Below are 15,109 nucleotides of genomic sequence, written 5' to 3' on the forward strand. Positions count from 1 at the left end.
CAGTTACATAGCCTCTAAATACTTAATACTCTTCTCAATGCTCTCAAAAGGAGAACCTTCACATTTGTCTTGCTCAATGATTACCCATTCTATAGATGTATCAGGTAATTTATTCATGATTCCTTCAAGATTTACTCCACCAGTCCCCAACTCAGCAAATGTCTTTCTATTGTCAGTTGTCATATCTTTCAAATGAATTAATGACATACGATTTTTATATTGATTCATCCATTCAATAGGATTTTCTCCTGAGAATGTTAACCAGTATACATCTAGTTCCGCTTGTAGGTATTCTGAATGGGTATTTTCAAATAATAGTTCCAAATGTGTCTTATCTAGTTCTTTCTCTAATTCAAATTCATGATTATGATAACTTAGAGTTATACCGTTCTCTTTGCACACTTTCCCAATACGGTTTAAGCTTTTTGCTAGGCCCAAGTAATCATCTCTTCTATCTTCTTTCAGGAATGGACAAACGATATGTTTACAGTTCAGCTCCTTAAGGTAGTTTAGTTCCACTAAGAGATTCCCTTCTAAGCGTTCTAGAGGGACATGACTACTTACAGCTTTTAATTGTAGTTCATCTAATTTCTCCTTTAATTCTTTAGCATCCTTTCCATAGTATCCTGCTAATTCAACTCCCTGAAATCCAAGAGCGGAAACTCTGGATAATGTCCCATAAAAATCCTTCTCACATTCTGAAAGAAGTGTGTATAATTGTACTGCGATTGAATAATTCATCATTAACGTCCTCTCTAGTTATACATTTTTTCATAGTTATTTACCATCTTAACAAATAAAGCGTATTCATTCCATTATTTTGATATAATTTGTACGGTATGATATTCATCTTTTGTATGTGAATAAGCTTCCAAAATTCCAACTGTTGAAATATCTCTTTTATTCACAGCCTTATATTTATAGGTAACCTTGAAAAATTCTTTAAAAGGGAACGGATTTAGGATTACATGATGTCTATCTTTCCAAACTACATCAAATTTCTTTTTTCCAAGATAAATACCACCTTTAAACCAATCATGCATATTCTCCCTAGTAACGCCGGCCTCCTGCATACAGAAAAATAATGATAAGGAATCTGTGTATTTCAACATTTCTAAAGAGGCATTTTGTTCTTTCTCATCGATATCAATTAAATTCATTATTTCTTCTTGTCTGTTCTTCTCTTTAGCAACAAAATGATCTATTTTGGAGTCACCTTTCATACCATCAAAGAATCTAACATAATGAATACTACATAACAGTGCTGCGAATAAATTCTGATTCATTACTTCATCAATTCCTTTTCTATAAAAGGCAAGCTTAATTGGGATAGGGTAATCAATAAATGAATAAGGACTTAATTTTTTATCATTCCATAGTGGAGCTACATCAAGATCAATCCACCCTCGGTCATGCTCTTTTATAGCCACAAATATATCTTTTTTCCTTTTTATATCTTTTAGGTGTTGGTCTTGTAATTGAACTGCTAAGTCCCTAGAAAGACTAGCATGTTCATGCTGTTCTGTCATAATAAAAAAATCTTCCTTTTCAAAAATAATCATAACATCCTCCCTCACCTTCTAATCAAATACCTATTCGGTAATATAGGCAAAAACCCTTCTTTTGGATGGCATTACCTTCATTATTTAATGAAAGTCCTACATGTTTTTTTTTTAAAAGAGCATTATAGTTATGTACCAAATTACAACTGGAGGGATGATTATGATGCAAAACCAAATGAATCAGCAAGGAATGCAACAATCACCAAATATGCAGCCTAAAATGAATCATGGTGGACATGAAATGTTTGATGCTCACGAAATTATTGCAGGGATGATTAATATTTTGGACCAATATCAAATGTATGAGCAATTCATTAAAGATCCAGAATTAAAAAACATCTTACAACGACAATATACATTTATTAATGATACCTATAATGTTATGGTAGAAGCATTTTCAACTGGAAAAAAACCTTCACATCCAACGCAAACTTATAATATGCAACAAAGTAATGATATTGTATATGGCTTGAAACCATCACAGCCTAAAAAACCGAATCAATCTGTAAATGAACTTAGTGAACAAGGCTTATCTGCCTATATGCTTGGACAATGTAAATCAATGTCCGGTTTGTTAGGCATGTCCGCTTGTGAAATAACGAATCCAGTCTTCCGTCGTGTAATTGGAGATAGTGTACCAAATTTTATTGAAATGGCTTATGAAATATTCTTATATCAAAATAAGCATAATTATTATCAAGTCCCTCAATTACAGCAACAAGACATGAACCAAATGCTAAACGCTTTCACAACTAGTCCTAATGCACAAATGAACCAGCCACAATCCAAATATATGCAGTAAGGAAAATATAACATTTACAGCACTATCCCTTATATGATATTCTACAAAGTAACCCCTTCGATACATTCGCTTGTTGCGGGACACTTAACCATGTACGGATCGAAGGGGGAAAGGTGGCAGCTGCCGATGCAGTTGTCACCTTTTTTTGTATGAGAGGAAAAAATGTACGAAGTACCTAGATCTCGAGAAACAGATTAGAAGATTAAGTTCGCTCTTTTCATACGGCTAAAAGAATAGATAATAACATAACTACACACTTTCTTTTTATATTTGTTTACACATTTTACAAGTTGGTAGGCTTTGAAAATGTATATACTTTATTTTATATTCCTTGTTGATTGAATGGAAGGTATGAGTCTCACATACAACCCTCGGAAAGCGAATGCTTATAACAAAAGTCAATAACTATGTTCAACAATGCCATATGATTAAGTAATCATTTCATTAAAAAAATAGTGAAAAAGGTAATAATCTGCTATTATAAATATAGGATAATTTATTAAGAATATGGTGTTTTTTAGGAGGAGTCACTATGATACGTACATATGAATTTTTATACCTACCAACAGACGTCGGTACGATTCGCGTAGATATATATTATAAGCACGCGTTTTTTTATGTACAAGCCGAATTAAATGGCTTATTAACATCATCCTATGCTCAAAGAAAAGTTGACGCTGTGAAAAAATCACTACTCCTCTTATCTAAAGAGCATCATGCTTTTGGACATTTTGAATGAAAATATTATTTGTCTTGGGCTAACTAGATAAACAGGCCCTCCATATGATAATTTGCAAGAGGTGAAAAATATGTTAGAAGGTTGGTTTCTTTGGTTTATTCTATTTTGGGTAGTTTTTCTTGTTTCCATGTTAGCTATTGGTGGTTTTTTTATGTTTCGCAAATTCTTGCAAAGACTACCTAAAGAAGATGGAAAATCGGATTTAGACTGGCAAGATTACTATTTAGAAAAGACTAGACATATGTGGAATAGTAAAGAAAAAGAATTATTAGAAGAGCTAGTAGAGCCTGTTCCTGAAATATTTCGAGATGTCGCTCGTGCAAAAATAGCAGGTAAAATAGGACAGCTAGCACTAAATGAAAAGGCTACAACTATATCGTTAGATTTACTTATTAGAGGATATATTATGGCTACACCAAAAAGAGACCATAAGTTTTTGATGAAACGATTAAAAGAGAAGAAAATAGATTTTACAGCTTATAAAGCCCTTTTTTAATTGTATATTCCAATAAAAAAAATATGGTGAGTAATAAGTAGTTGATAGTAGAACGACTACAAGCTTTAAGAGAGATATTTCCCCTTTTTCGCAAGCAATTACTAAACGTAGAATGATCTTAATCAAAGTTTACACACTTTAAAAAAGCGCACAAAAAATCCGAAGCAAGTATGATTCGGATTTTTTGTCTAGATTCTTCTAAATAGTTGCGTTAAGTTCTTTTCTGATTTTTTGATACGATCGATACATCGCTACTCTCCAGGGAACAATCATACCAAATGCAAGAGTCCAGAACATACCACTTAATTCCCCAATATCAATCTGATTACTTAAATAAGATTTCATAACAATTCTTACAATAAGTAGGCCAATTAATATAAACGCAAACGCTTTCGAACGCTTTAAATATATTTCATTATCCCTTACTTCAAAATTTGAGGTTTTAATTAAGAAAATGGAAAAAATCATCCCTACAAATAATGCTTCAAAAAATTGAAAAGCGGTAACACGAAACAAAGGGTGTAGAAACATAAGAGCACCAGTACTCATGAAAATGGGAGGCAAAATGATTTTTTTTGCCGAAGCTGGTTTTTTAGCTGACTTCATACGAATAAATAATACTATGATAGCCATAATTATAGCAACAATAGATGAAACAAGTGTAAGCACATAGATCAATCCTTTACTTTACAACTACTATCTTATAGTATAAACGATTGTGATAAAATTACCTACTAGAACTTACAATCTAGTAATTCATTCGGTAGTAGAACAATTAATAAATCTGATTACTACTTAAGTATGAAAATGAGTAATGCTAGACTATTCTAATAAATAAGTAATAAGTTTTATGTAATAAGTTCACAATCGTTTAGTGACATGTTTTACCCAGGCAGTTCCCTCAAACTTTGTTGCCTTTAAGTAAGGTTGTGTGTTGTTTGTTAATATTCACGCTAGGATGGAAGCCTATCCAAGGGGAAGTTGACATTCCCCTTGGGGTAGTCGTTGAGACAACCGAGATAAGTCTTGCATTTATCACAAAGTTTAAGCAAATTTATTCTTTTAGCTAGTAACGATTCTCTTATAGAAAACCTTTGACGAAAACAATTACTATAATTTCTTTAAGATCCTATACCTATAAAAAAACCATTTAAGGATACTTCACTTAAATGGTTTGCTCTATGTTAACCTAGAACTCGAGTGATTGCTTCAATGACACGATTTTCATCAAAAGGTTTTACAATAAAGTCTTTTGCGCCTGCTTCAATCGCTTCTACAACCATCTTTTGTTGGCCCATAGCAGAGCACATAATAATTTTCGCATCAGCAAATTTGCTTTTTATTTCTTTTAGTGCTTCTATACCATTTAGCTCAGGCATGGTAATATCCATTGTAACCAAGTCTGGCTTTTCTTTTTCAAAAAGCTCGACAGCTTGTACACCATTTTCTGCCTCACCAACGACTTCGTAATTTGCTTTTATTAATATATTTGACAACGTCATTCTCATAAACTTGGCATCATCAACAATTAATATTCTAGCCACTTCTAGTTCCTCCTCAATCATGATAAAGGAAGCCTGATAATCAAACTTCTTCTAGAAGGCGATTGATCATTACTTAAACATTCTAAGTAACTTCTATCACACATATATTCATTATAACAAAAATAGACAGTAGGTATATATACTTTGTCAAGAAAGTTATCATTTACGTACAGGAGAAAGATTAAAAACCTCTAAATCCACCAAACAATTTAGATAAAAAGATAATAACGGATGTCATAATATCAAAGAATAACAAGAGGCCCATGAAAATCATAATATATCCACCAATCTTCATAATCTTTGCATTATGTTTTTTAACCCACCCAAACTTACCAATAAAGAAAGACAAGACTAAGAATGGAACTGCAAATCCAAGAATATATGCTATCATATACAGCATAGCAGAGCTAGGATTTGTAGCCCCCATCCAAATGACAGCGGATAGAATTGGTCCCGTACAAGGAGTCCAACCTGCAGCAAAAGCCATTCCAATTAAAACAGAGCCAATATAACCTGCTGGACGATTCTTAAATTCAAATCTACGTTCTTTCATTAGAAATTCAGGGGTAAATACGCCCACAATCATTAAACCAAAAACAATAATTAATATAGCACCTATTTGTCTAATTAAATCTTGATAATTATAAAATAATTCTCCTATTAAGGATGTTCCAAATCCTAATGCGATAAAAATAATTGAAAAACCAACTAAAAAAAAGATAGTATGTAATAAACTTCGCTTTTGTAATAATGCATTTTCTGTTTTTAATTCAGTAACCGATACTCCTGTAATATAAGATAAGAAAGCAGGATATAAAGGTAAACAGCACGGAGAGATAAAAGATAAAAAACCAGCCCCGAACGCTAAGAAAATGTTAACATCCGTCATCATATTTCCTCCTAATAAGAATTCCTACTCTATTCTATCAAAGGAGTATCCTATTTAATATCATTTACTATGTGACATTTTTATGTCAATTATCTAACAACTACCTATTTCCCCTTTTCATATTGTTATCAGAACGATTATAATGATTTTATTCCTACTATAATCTTCCTTTGAATTTTTTAGAAAAAAAGGGTATAATTACACAATGAGAAGACATTATAGAAAGGACAAGTTCTCGTGTCTAAACAAGAATTACTACAGATAATTGAAAAGAAACGAGCAGAGCTAATTGACATTGTCCTAAAGAATGGGCTTAATTCTACGATCTCTTTAAAATATAGCCAAGAACTCGATATCTTATTAACTCAATACATTAAAGATGATTATCCTAATCATCATAAGAAAAAAGTACTCTCTTGAAATATTCCAAATGAAAAGCACGCAATATTGCGTGCTTTTACTTATTAGGTTTAATCTTTAATCAATTAAAAGCTTTATTATGAATAACCTGTCCAAATTAAGACAGTACATGTGATTTAGTAGTATGTATGTTCAATTTCTTTTTATAAAATAAAAGCCCGTTATACGGGACTTTATTTCATTATGAGAATGTCTTTTAAAGAATCCTATCTATTGACAGTGAGACTGGACCTGGCATGCGTTTAACTGCATACTATTGAACATTCTCTTATTTTTGCATTTTGTTCATTTGAGACATCATTTGATTGATTTTCTTCTGAGACGGTTTTTGTCCCATTTGCATCATCATCATCTTTAACATTTGTTCATTAATTGGTGGATTTTTCTTTAGATAAGTCATCATATATCTACGCGCAATGAAAAATCCTAGTGCAACTCCAGCAACTAACGCTAGAATACCAACTAGAATAACTACCCATAAGTCCATTGATCATTTTCCTCCTTCGTGTTGTCTAGTTTACAGTGTACTAAATCCTATGACATTATACAACAATTGTCTCATAAATTCCTTAGTTTTTAAACAAATTTTCTCTCCTTAATAGGGTTTAACCAACCATATCGCTCTGCTTTAAGATCCATTGCCAGAAAACAAGGGTCAAACTTCCTTAATACTTCAAAGAAAATCGTTTCCGCCTCATAACTACCATCAGATGATAGCTCAAGATGCGTTTCTTTTACAATTAAGGTTGCATCACCTCTATTTCCTTTCAATTCAATTTTATGTATATGATGAAGTTTTTGATAATCTTTTCTATTCACTAGATGAGTCCCTAATAGCTGATGAATAAATAATGTTGGTACTGGCTTAGTAATATAATTCACTTGTTTTCCTATTACATCACTATGTTTATTATGTATGGTTGTCCAGTGAAAGTCCTGAAACAGATGATATATTTTTGATTCTCTTCCGAAATAGTGGCTAGCGAATTCTTCTTCTATTAAATAAATATAATAGTGTCTCACTTTTTCACTCTCCTAAGTACGACTATTTCTCTTATTATAAAAGACTACTTAAGAAATTATTGTCTTAAGACGGAGAGAGAAGACACTAGTTTTGTCGAAAGAATCAACTCCATTTTTTAAACTAACTACTAGGTTTAGTACTATACTAAAATAAAGAAAAAAGATTCTTATTATGTGTAAGTCGTTTAACTTAAAGCCAGACGTCCTGTGATTTAGAGCTAAAAATCTGACTATTAGTGTAACAAGTTATATTCCTATAGTTGGATGTATTTATAGTTCCTAAGTTAAAAAGAGGCTGACCCAAAAGTCTAGATTTTAGACCTTGGGTTAGCCTCTTTTCATACTTTTATCTTTTTAATTCAGTTAACGTAAAAACCGACGTTCCATTGCGCTCCAGTCACTTGCTTTCCCCGGGGAGGAAGCTGAGCCTCCTCACTTCCCGCAGGAGTCAAGTGTCTTACGCTCCATTCCACTATCGATCTAAAATTGTATTCATAGAAGCAAAACACCTACGAAAACAGTCTTTTTTTTAAAAGAATAATTAAACAACAAAAAAATCGTCCTATTTTGTATAATTAAGTTACCACACCTAATTATCCAAGAAAGGAACGATTTTTTATGAAATATGATCATACCTCTTTCGTTAATTATAATATGAATCAGTTAGTTCTTCCATTAGACCTCGTAATTCTCATCCCTCAAAATCATTTATCAACCATTGTCCATGAAGCTGTAGAAAAGCTAGACGATGCATTGTTATTTCAACCCTACAAAGGTGGTGGACGCCCATCATATCACCAATAATGTTACTTAAAGTCATCATTTATGCGTATACACAAAAAGTTTACTCAGGAAGACAGATAGAAAAGTTACTAACCGAAAATTTCTACTTTATGTGGTTAAGTGGTAGTCAAACTCCTGATTTTCGAACGATCAATCGGTTTCGATCTGACCGTATGAAAGACATTATCTATTAAGTCTTCTTTTCAATTGTAGAGTTACTACGTGAAAAAGGATTGGTAAAGCTGGAGCACTATTTTGTTGATGGGACTAAGATAGAAGCAAATGCAAATCAATATACATTTGTTTGGAGAAAAACGACAGAAAAATACGAAAAAAGTTTAGATGACCAATATCGTCAACTGGCTTTACAAATTGAGCAAATCCTTGAAGAAGAGGAAAATGGAATCCAATATGGGGAAGGAATCCCTCTTTTTTCATTAAAAAAGCCTAATTATTTGTTTCTACACGAAAGATAAAGAAAGGGTGCTCAAAAGGTCGTTATTTAACAACCTTTTGAGCACCCTCTTACTTATTGTAAATCATATTTTCTTTCATCTTTTATTTTCTGTGGGGTTACATCGTTTCCATTTGGATCTACAACTGTTACGCCTTTTAAAGTATCCTTCATAGAAGATCGAAAGACATGTAAATATTCTTCACGAAGTAATTTTTGCTCTTTTTTCTCTTCTTCTGATAAACCAGTTTCTTTCGACTTTTTTGATAATTCATTTATACGATTTATTTTTGACTGTGGTAACATATTTATTATCTCCTCTCTTACGACTCCTGTTATATCCGGCTACCTTAGGTATTCAGTTAAGAATAGATATGGCAAATGTTATTTCTCTATCGAAAAGTAACATAACATCACCTAACATTGTAAGAATTAAAAGGTCAAGCGTTTAAGTAATTGGACATACAAGACATCATACTAAATAGAGACAAAAATAACAACTTATTTGCGATGAATAACGCCATTTAAACATATTATTCTTCTTGTTTGTCTATATATTCTCTGTACCTTCTATGTACAGTTGCTTTACTCACATCATATCCTACCCCTCGAAGAGTTGCTGCGATTTCATGAAAGGTAAGTTTCTTTTTCCTAAGGTTCACTATCTCCTCAATGGGAACCTGTATTTTTTCTCGTCCTCCACCTTGCTCTTGATTGCTAAGATTTTTGATAGGATTATACCCATTTTCAATAGCTCGGTTCATTCCCCTCTTGATCTTATAATTAACTAACTTTCTTTGAAACTCTTCTACAGCCGATAAAATATTAAGAATCATCACATCAGTTTCTGATAGCTCTGGTTCTCCCTTTTCATTTAAAGTAAGTACTCTCGCTCCATGTTTTTGAATTTCATGAAGCAAGGCAATTTTAGCGTGTCCTCTTCCAAGTCTAGTATCATCTTGAACTAATATAATAGAAGCTGCTTTATCTTTAATTAACGCAATCGCTTCAATAATCCCGTCCCTATCCACATCATACCCACTATGCCTTTCTTCAATAACTTTTACAATAGAAATAGCATGAAGTGATGCAAGTTTTATTAATTCTTCTTTTTGTCTTTCTAACGAAGACTCCTGTGTATTTTTTTCTGTGCTTACTCTGCAGTATATAACAGCCTTCATCTTCTACACCCTACCATATCTTTTTACTTAATCACTTGCTAATTGATTTAGTTGTACATTATGTTTTTTTTCAATTGGAACAAAGACTATATCACCTGGTTTCACTAAAGTGGAATGTAAATTGTTGTTATCCTGAACCCATTTGACAAAATCTTGTCTAGAAATATTGGATTTGTCTTGGAATCTTTCTGCAATCTCCCATAAACTATCTCCATTTTCGATTGTAACTTGTTGAAAGTTATCTAAGCTTTCAGCCTTATCAGTATATGAAACCACAAAAGTAATTGCTAGTAATACAAGGAAAAAAGTAAAAATATATGCAATAGATTCTTTTTTCATGATTAATCACCTCGTAGAATATTTGTTCGTATAATATAAATATAGTATAATAAGAACAACTGTTCTAGTCAACGGTTTTTTCGAACTTATGTTTGTATTAATAGGTAAATGATGCTATAATAAACATATATTATAGGAATCCGAGGTGTCTCATAGGATGACGAAACTATCAAAAAGACAACAAGATATTTTAAGTTTTATAAAAGATGAAGTACAAAAGAAGGGCTATCCACCTTCTGTTAGAGAAATTGGAGAAGCTGTTGGACTCGCGTCAAGCTCAACTGTTCATGGACATTTAGCTAGACTTGAATCAAAAGGATTAATTAGACGAGATCCTACTAAACCACGTGCCATTGAAATACTTGAAGAGGAAGAAAATCTACACATTCCTAAAAGCAATGTTATAAATGTTCCTGTTATCGGTAAAGTAACTGCTGGCTTACCAATAACTGCTATTGAGAATGTTGATGAATATTTCCCATTGCCTGATCGTTATGTTTCAGATGAGGAAAATGTCTTTATGCTTGAAATTATGGGTGAAAGTATGATTGAAGCAGGTATTCTTGATGGTGATTTAGTCATTGTTAAGCAACAACAAACAGCGAATAACGGTGATATAGTAGTAGCTATGACTGAGGAAGACGAAGCAACATGTAAACGATTCTTCAAAGAAAAGGATTTCATACGTTTACAGCCAGAAAACTCGACGATGGAACCTATTATTTTACGTCATGTATCTATTCTCGGTAAAGTTATCGGTGTCTATAGAACGATTCATTAAAAAAAGCTTGCAAATTGCAAGCTTTTTCTTATATATATTGTAGATTCAAAGTTAATTTTCTATTAAACTTGTTTAGTTAAAACCAATCTGAATAACCAAGATCACACAAATAGTCTGCAGAAATTTTTAAAGACTCGAATGGATCACGACCATACGTATCATCCTGCTCTATTAAAAAGTATTTCGATCCACTTTTTAAACCAGCTTCGATAATTTCCTTAAAATCCAAGCTACCTTGACCTACTTCTGCAAATTCAATCACATTTGTGAATTTAGTCCAAAATTCACCTCGATCTTTTAAATCCTCTTCCTTCACATCAAGGTGACCTATCCGGTAATCTTTTAAATGTATTAAGGAAGTACGGTTTTTAAATCGATTGATCACATCTACGGGATTTTCTCCACCTCTATGTATCCAGTGAACATCTAATTCAAATCCTATTTTAGATGTATGATTTTTCATGATATCTAAAAGTGTTTCTCCATCGTATTGTTCAAATTCGATATGGTGGTTATGGTAATATAATTCAATATTATGCTCAGCTAATTTCTCAGCCATTGCTTCTGCTTTTTGAATAAATTCCATTATTTTATCTTTGTTGCCCATTAAGTGTAATGGAAGCATTCCAATACGTAAGAAGTTACAATTTAATGTTTTACAATCATTTACGATTTTTTCAAAATCAGTTGCTAACGTTTCTCCGGGCATACCTGGCATATTTGGCTCTAATGCTGCTGAACATGCCGCAATTTCGATGTTGAAATCTTCACTAGCTCTTTTTAATTCAGCCACATTTTCCGGTGTCATTGGAATTTGTGATACCTCTACACATTGGTAGCCAAGATCTTTTATTTTTTTCATTGTTTCATAGGCACCTAGCTCTTCAACCTTACCTTTTAGCATCATCATTTGTACACCAAATTTACCTTTTTGCATATTGGTTCCCCTCCATCACAATTGATTTATTTAATTCGGATGATTGACGAATGGCATCAATGATTTCTATTGAGGTCAATGCATCTTCTACATGAACGTAATCTTGTGTGTTGTTTCGAATACAAGAATAGAAAGTATCAATGATCTTGAGATGACTAGCACCATAATAAAATTTGGTACCTGGTAATTTTGCATCTTCAATGATATCTTCTTTTTTACCATCTTCATCGACTTTTGTAAGAATACTATCTTTAATGATGAATTTACCTTTTTCAAAGGTGACTTGTAATTCAACACTAGAGTTTTCTGCATTAGAATTTGTCGCAAAAAACAACCCTGTTGCACCATTTTTAAATGTAATATTTGCTACTGCGGTATCCTCGACTTCAATACCATAATCTAATAGTTGGGTAATGGAACCCTTAATTGATTCTATCTCTCCACCTAGCAGCTGTATTAAATCTAATGTATGAATGGATTGGTTAATCATAACCCCACCACCAGCGTACTTCATTCTCCCACGCCAAGGCTTTACATCGTAATACGACTTAGGTCTAAACCAAGTAACTAGCCCTTTGATGCCAACAATCTTTCCATATGCTCCACTTTGGACGATCTTTTTCAACATTTCGAACGTCTCGTTATAGCGATTTTGATGACAAATGCAAATTTTTACATTCGGATTCTGTTTTTCAAGCTTTACTAATTCTAAACCTTCTTCTGTAGTTAATGCCAAAGGCTTTTCTTGTAAAACGTGAACACCCTTTTCAACACATGCTTTTGTGGCAGGAAGGTGGAGATTATGCGGCAAGCAGATATGAACACAATCCAAAGGTTCGTGGTCAAGCATGACATGGTAATCTGTATAAAACTGAACACCTGGTACAGTTTCAGCTAATGACTCATCTATATCACAAACTGCAACCAATTCAACATAAGGGTTTTTTTGAATAGCAGGAATATGAATCTTTGAGATATCCCCAAGGCCTACAACTGCTACTTTTAGCATAAGTTAATCTCCTTTTAAAACTAACCTTTACTGCTCGACTTAAGGCTAGTTCTCTCGAATAGGTTCATGACACTATAATTAATGTTTAATTAAGCTCGTTTTTTCTTCTGTTACTCTTTTATTCAATTCATCTAGGAATAAATCTTCATCAAACGGAACTTCAATTTCTTTCCCTAACCAACTTGATAGGTGAATGGCATTTGCTAATCTAACACCATTGATCCCATCACTACCAGGTGCTAATAGAGGTGTTCCTTCAAGAATGTTTTCAGCAAAATTCTCTAGTACTTCGATATGTTGAGCACCCCATACACTTTCAAACTCTACTACTTCTTCAGAGTAGATTTTCGAAATTCCTTCACCTTTGAAGATTTTAGAAACGTCTCCCCATGGAATCGTTGCGCTCATTTCAGATTCAGGCTGAGTGAGTCTTTTAATCGTTACTTTTTTACTGTCATCAACAACAATTTTTCCTTTGTCTCCTAAAATTTCAAAACGGTCTGTCCCAACAACGTCATGTGTGCATGTGATGAATACACCAGTAGCTCCATTTCCATAATCAAGCATGGCTGTTACTTCATCTTCCACTGCAATCTTTCTTTGGTAGCCATATTTCACATTTGAGTAGACTTTTTTAGGCATACCACAAATCCATTGCAGTAAATCTAATTGGTGTGGGGCTTGGTTTACAAGGACACCACCGCCTTCTCCACCCCAAGTTGCTCTCCATTCACTTAAATCATAATAACCTTGAGGTCTCCACCACGTAGTAATCATCCAGTTTGTACGGCGGATTTCCCCAATTTCACCATTTTCAATTATCTCTTTTACTTTTTGATAAAGTGGATTTGTTCGTTGATTGAACATAATTCCGAACGTTAATTCTGGTTTGGTTGCAGCAAAATCATTTAATTCTTTTACTTGCTGTGTATAAACACCAGCAGGCTTTTCAACTAATGCATGGATATTTCTTTTTAATGCCGCAATTCCGATTTCTGGATGTAAATAGTGAGGAACAGTTGTAATAATAGCATCCACATTCCCGCTTTCAAGAAGCTCTATATAGTTTTCATAAAAGGGAACATCCGGATACTTTTCTGAAACAATTTCTTTTTTCGTAGGATCGATATCACAAATAGCACCAATTTCCATTCCTTTTACTCTGCCTTCTTTAATAAAGTCAGCGTAACTTGTACCTTGAATGCCAATCCCAATAATACCTAATCTTACTTTTTTCATATTCTTCTCTCCTTCACTCTCAATTTTTTCTAATACCTCTAGTAGAGCCTCATATTGAAGCTTATAGCCACCAGCACCATCTAATCCTTGTGTTTCTTTAATCACATCGGTAGCTTCTTCAAGTTCTAAATCTTTTAATGAGTCAAAAAGAACTAAATGAGGTTCCAGTGTTAGAAACCCTTGATAACCACTATGAATAGCTTGTGATAAAATGGCAGCAATTTTCCCATCACCAGTACCGCAAAGAACATTTTGACTATCAGTTGTAACAGCATCCTTAATATGAATGTATACGATATCGTCTTTTAGTAAGTTATAGCATTCTTGTGTGTCCTCACCACACTGAACAAAGTTTGCAAAATCAAAAATTGCCTTAAAGTGTGTAGAGCCGACTTCATTTAGAATTTCTTTACAGCGACGACCAATATCACCGTAAATGTCCTTCTCATTCTCATGAAGAAGGATGACATCATACTTTTCTGCAATGGCTGTATATTCCTTTAACTTGCTGATTACTTCATTTTTATATTGATCCGCATTTTCTTCCTTTGGAATATAAAAGCTGAAGATGCGAATATATCGACAATTTAGTAGATTACTAATCTGACAAAGTGTATCTAACATGATCTTTTGGTTTGCAAATCCTTCTTCATCATTAATAAACACTTTACCAATTGGGGAACCAATTGAAGAAACGCTTATACCATACTTTTCTAAGCATGGTATAACATTTTTCTTTACTTCTTCTACTGTAAAGTCTCCAATGTTTTTCCCGTCAACTCCTCTTATTGAGATATACTTCATTCCTAGCTTTGAAACAACTTCAAGCTGAGTACCAAAATCAGAAGAAATCTCATCTGAGAATCCAGAAATGATCATTTTTTGATTCATATGTGTTATGCTCCTTCCAT

At 33.2% G+C, this 15,109-nt stretch carries 21 protein-coding genes and 1 pseudogene; 8 read left to right on the forward strand and 14 right to left on the reverse strand.

Annotated features, from left to right (window positions below; translation table 11 throughout):
• Positions 1-3: 3 nt before the first annotated feature.
• Positions 4-741: a sugar phosphate isomerase/epimerase family protein gene (locus tag A9C19_RS10615; RefSeq protein ID WP_233499162.1), complete on the reverse strand. Its 738-nt coding sequence runs from the start codon at positions 739-741 to the stop codon at positions 4-6.
• Positions 742-815: 74 nt separating this feature from the next.
• Positions 816-1,562: a DUF3891 family protein gene (locus tag A9C19_RS10620; RefSeq protein ID WP_072579923.1), complete on the reverse strand. Its 747-nt coding sequence runs from the start codon at positions 1,560-1,562 to the stop codon at positions 816-818.
• A 154-nt stretch (positions 1,563-1,716) separates the two neighbouring features.
• Between A9C19_RS10620 and A9C19_RS10625 the strand changes: the two genes are divergently transcribed.
• From A9C19_RS10625 to A9C19_RS10635, 3 genes are all read left to right on the forward strand, one after another.
• Positions 1,717-2,364 (forward strand): spore coat protein, encoded by a 648-nt coding sequence (locus A9C19_RS10625; RefSeq protein ID WP_420835826.1) that lies wholly within the window; start codon positions 1,717-1,719, stop codon positions 2,362-2,364.
• Between the two features lie 532 nt (positions 2,365-2,896).
• Entirely contained in the window at positions 2,897-3,103 is a 207-nt protein-coding gene (locus tag A9C19_RS10630; protein ID WP_072579924.1) for a hypothetical protein, read from the forward strand.
• Between the two features lie 70 nt (positions 3,104-3,173).
• On the forward strand, positions 3,174-3,599 hold the full coding sequence (locus tag A9C19_RS10635; RefSeq protein ID WP_072579925.1) for a DUF2621 family protein: 426 nt from the start codon (positions 3,174-3,176) through the stop codon (positions 3,597-3,599).
• Between the two features lie 198 nt (positions 3,600-3,797).
• On the opposite strand, the gene A9C19_RS10640 is transcribed toward A9C19_RS10635, so the two are convergent.
• The 3 genes from A9C19_RS10640 to A9C19_RS10650 form a co-directional block, all read right to left on the reverse strand.
• On the reverse strand, positions 3,798-4,268 hold the full coding sequence (locus tag A9C19_RS10640) for a CcdC family protein (RefSeq protein ID WP_072579926.1): 471 nt from the start codon (positions 4,266-4,268) through the stop codon (positions 3,798-3,800).
• 515 nt (positions 4,269-4,783) lie between these two features.
• Complete coding sequence (locus A9C19_RS10645; RefSeq protein WP_072579927.1) at positions 4,784-5,143, reverse strand: response regulator; 360 nt, start codon at positions 5,141-5,143, stop codon at positions 4,784-4,786.
• 181 nt (positions 5,144-5,324) lie between these two features.
• Positions 5,325-6,032 carry a cytochrome c biogenesis protein CcdA gene (locus A9C19_RS10650; RefSeq protein WP_072579928.1) on the reverse strand — a complete coding sequence of 236 codons (708 nt, stop codon included), beginning with the start codon at positions 6,030-6,032 and terminating at the stop codon, positions 5,325-5,327.
• Positions 6,033-6,269: 237 nt separating this feature from the next.
• On the opposite strand from A9C19_RS10650, the gene A9C19_RS10655 reads away from it, so the two are divergent.
• Positions 6,270-6,452, forward strand: coding sequence for an aspartyl-phosphate phosphatase Spo0E family protein (locus A9C19_RS10655; protein WP_072579929.1), 183 nt, complete (start codon positions 6,270-6,272; stop codon positions 6,450-6,452).
• A gap of 268 nt (positions 6,453-6,720) precedes the next feature.
• Here the strand turns inward: A9C19_RS10655 and A9C19_RS10660 are convergent, their stop codons facing one another.
• On the reverse strand, positions 6,721-6,939 hold the full coding sequence (locus tag A9C19_RS10660; protein ID WP_072579930.1) for a YneF family protein: 219 nt from the start codon (positions 6,937-6,939) through the stop codon (positions 6,721-6,723).
• 89 nt (positions 6,940-7,028) lie between these two features.
• Positions 7,029-7,475: a sporulation inhibitor of replication protein SirA gene (gene sirA / locus A9C19_RS10665; RefSeq protein WP_072579931.1), complete on the reverse strand. Its 447-nt coding sequence runs from the start codon at positions 7,473-7,475 to the stop codon at positions 7,029-7,031.
• A gap of 618 nt (positions 7,476-8,093) precedes the next feature.
• Here sirA and A9C19_RS10670 point away from each other — a divergent pair.
• Genes A9C19_RS10670 through A9C19_RS10680 form a run of 3 tightly spaced genes read left to right on the forward strand, consistent with a single transcriptional unit; the run spans position 8,094 to position 8,734 of the window.
• Entirely contained in the window at positions 8,094-8,279 is a 186-nt protein-coding gene (locus A9C19_RS10670) for a hypothetical protein (protein ID WP_072579932.1), read from the forward strand.
• Complete coding sequence (locus A9C19_RS10675; protein WP_083584355.1) at positions 8,279-8,452, forward strand: transposase; 174 nt, start codon at positions 8,279-8,281, stop codon at positions 8,450-8,452. The genes A9C19_RS10670 and A9C19_RS10675 overlap by 1 nt, the downstream gene beginning before the upstream one ends.
• Before the next feature lie 39 nt (positions 8,453-8,491).
• A complete protein-coding gene (locus tag A9C19_RS10680; protein WP_072579933.1) occupies positions 8,492-8,734 on the forward strand; it encodes a hypothetical protein in 243 nt (80 codons plus the stop codon).
• Positions 8,735-8,787: 53 nt separating this feature from the next.
• Here A9C19_RS10680 and A9C19_RS10685 read toward each other — a convergent pair whose 3' ends face one another.
• From A9C19_RS10685 to yneA, 3 genes are all read right to left on the reverse strand, one after another.
• Positions 8,788-9,018 carry a DUF896 domain-containing protein gene (locus tag A9C19_RS10685; RefSeq protein ID WP_072579934.1) on the reverse strand — a complete coding sequence of 77 codons (231 nt, stop codon included), beginning with the start codon at positions 9,016-9,018 and terminating at the stop codon, positions 8,788-8,790.
• Between the two features lie 227 nt (positions 9,019-9,245).
• The gene (locus A9C19_RS10690; protein ID WP_072579935.1) at positions 9,246-9,893 is read right to left on the reverse strand and encodes a YneB family resolvase-like protein; all 648 of its coding nucleotides are present in this window, start codon (positions 9,891-9,893) and stop codon (positions 9,246-9,248) included.
• A 27-nt stretch (positions 9,894-9,920) separates the two neighbouring features.
• Positions 9,921-10,232 carry a cell division suppressor protein YneA gene (gene yneA, locus A9C19_RS10695; RefSeq protein WP_072579936.1) on the reverse strand — a complete coding sequence of 104 codons (312 nt, stop codon included), beginning with the start codon at positions 10,230-10,232 and terminating at the stop codon, positions 9,921-9,923.
• 157 nt (positions 10,233-10,389) lie between these two features.
• Between yneA and lexA the strand changes: the two genes are divergently transcribed.
• Positions 10,390-11,013 (forward strand): transcriptional repressor LexA, encoded by a 624-nt coding sequence (lexA, locus tag A9C19_RS10700; protein ID WP_072579937.1) that lies wholly within the window; start codon positions 10,390-10,392, stop codon positions 11,011-11,013.
• Positions 11,014-11,089: 76 nt separating this feature from the next.
• Here the strand turns inward: lexA and A9C19_RS10705 are convergent, their stop codons facing one another.
• From A9C19_RS10705 to A9C19_RS22005, 4 genes and pseudogenes are all read right to left on the reverse strand, one after another.
• Entirely contained in the window at positions 11,090-11,950 is an 861-nt protein-coding gene (locus tag A9C19_RS10705) for a sugar phosphate isomerase/epimerase family protein (RefSeq protein WP_072579938.1), read from the reverse strand.
• A complete protein-coding gene (locus A9C19_RS10710; protein WP_072579939.1) occupies positions 11,937-12,959 on the reverse strand; it encodes a Gfo/Idh/MocA family protein in 1,023 nt (340 codons plus the stop codon). Before A9C19_RS10710 ends, A9C19_RS10705 begins: the two co-directional genes overlap by 14 nt.
• Positions 12,960-13,037: 78 nt before the next feature.
• Positions 13,038-14,198, reverse strand: a complete 1,161-nt coding sequence (locus A9C19_RS22000) for a Gfo/Idh/MocA family protein (protein ID WP_072581841.1) — start codon at positions 14,196-14,198, stop codon at positions 13,038-13,040.
• A 168-nt stretch (positions 14,199-14,366) separates the two neighbouring features.
• A pseudogene (locus A9C19_RS22005) lies at positions 14,367-15,089 on the reverse strand (sugar phosphate isomerase/epimerase family protein); the annotation flags it as partial.
• Positions 15,090-15,109: the final 20 nt, after the last annotated feature.

This window comes from Bacillus weihaiensis, assembly GCF_001889165.1.
GTDB classification, from domain to species: domain Bacteria; phylum Bacillota; class Bacilli; order Bacillales; family Bacillaceae; genus Metabacillus; species Metabacillus weihaiensis.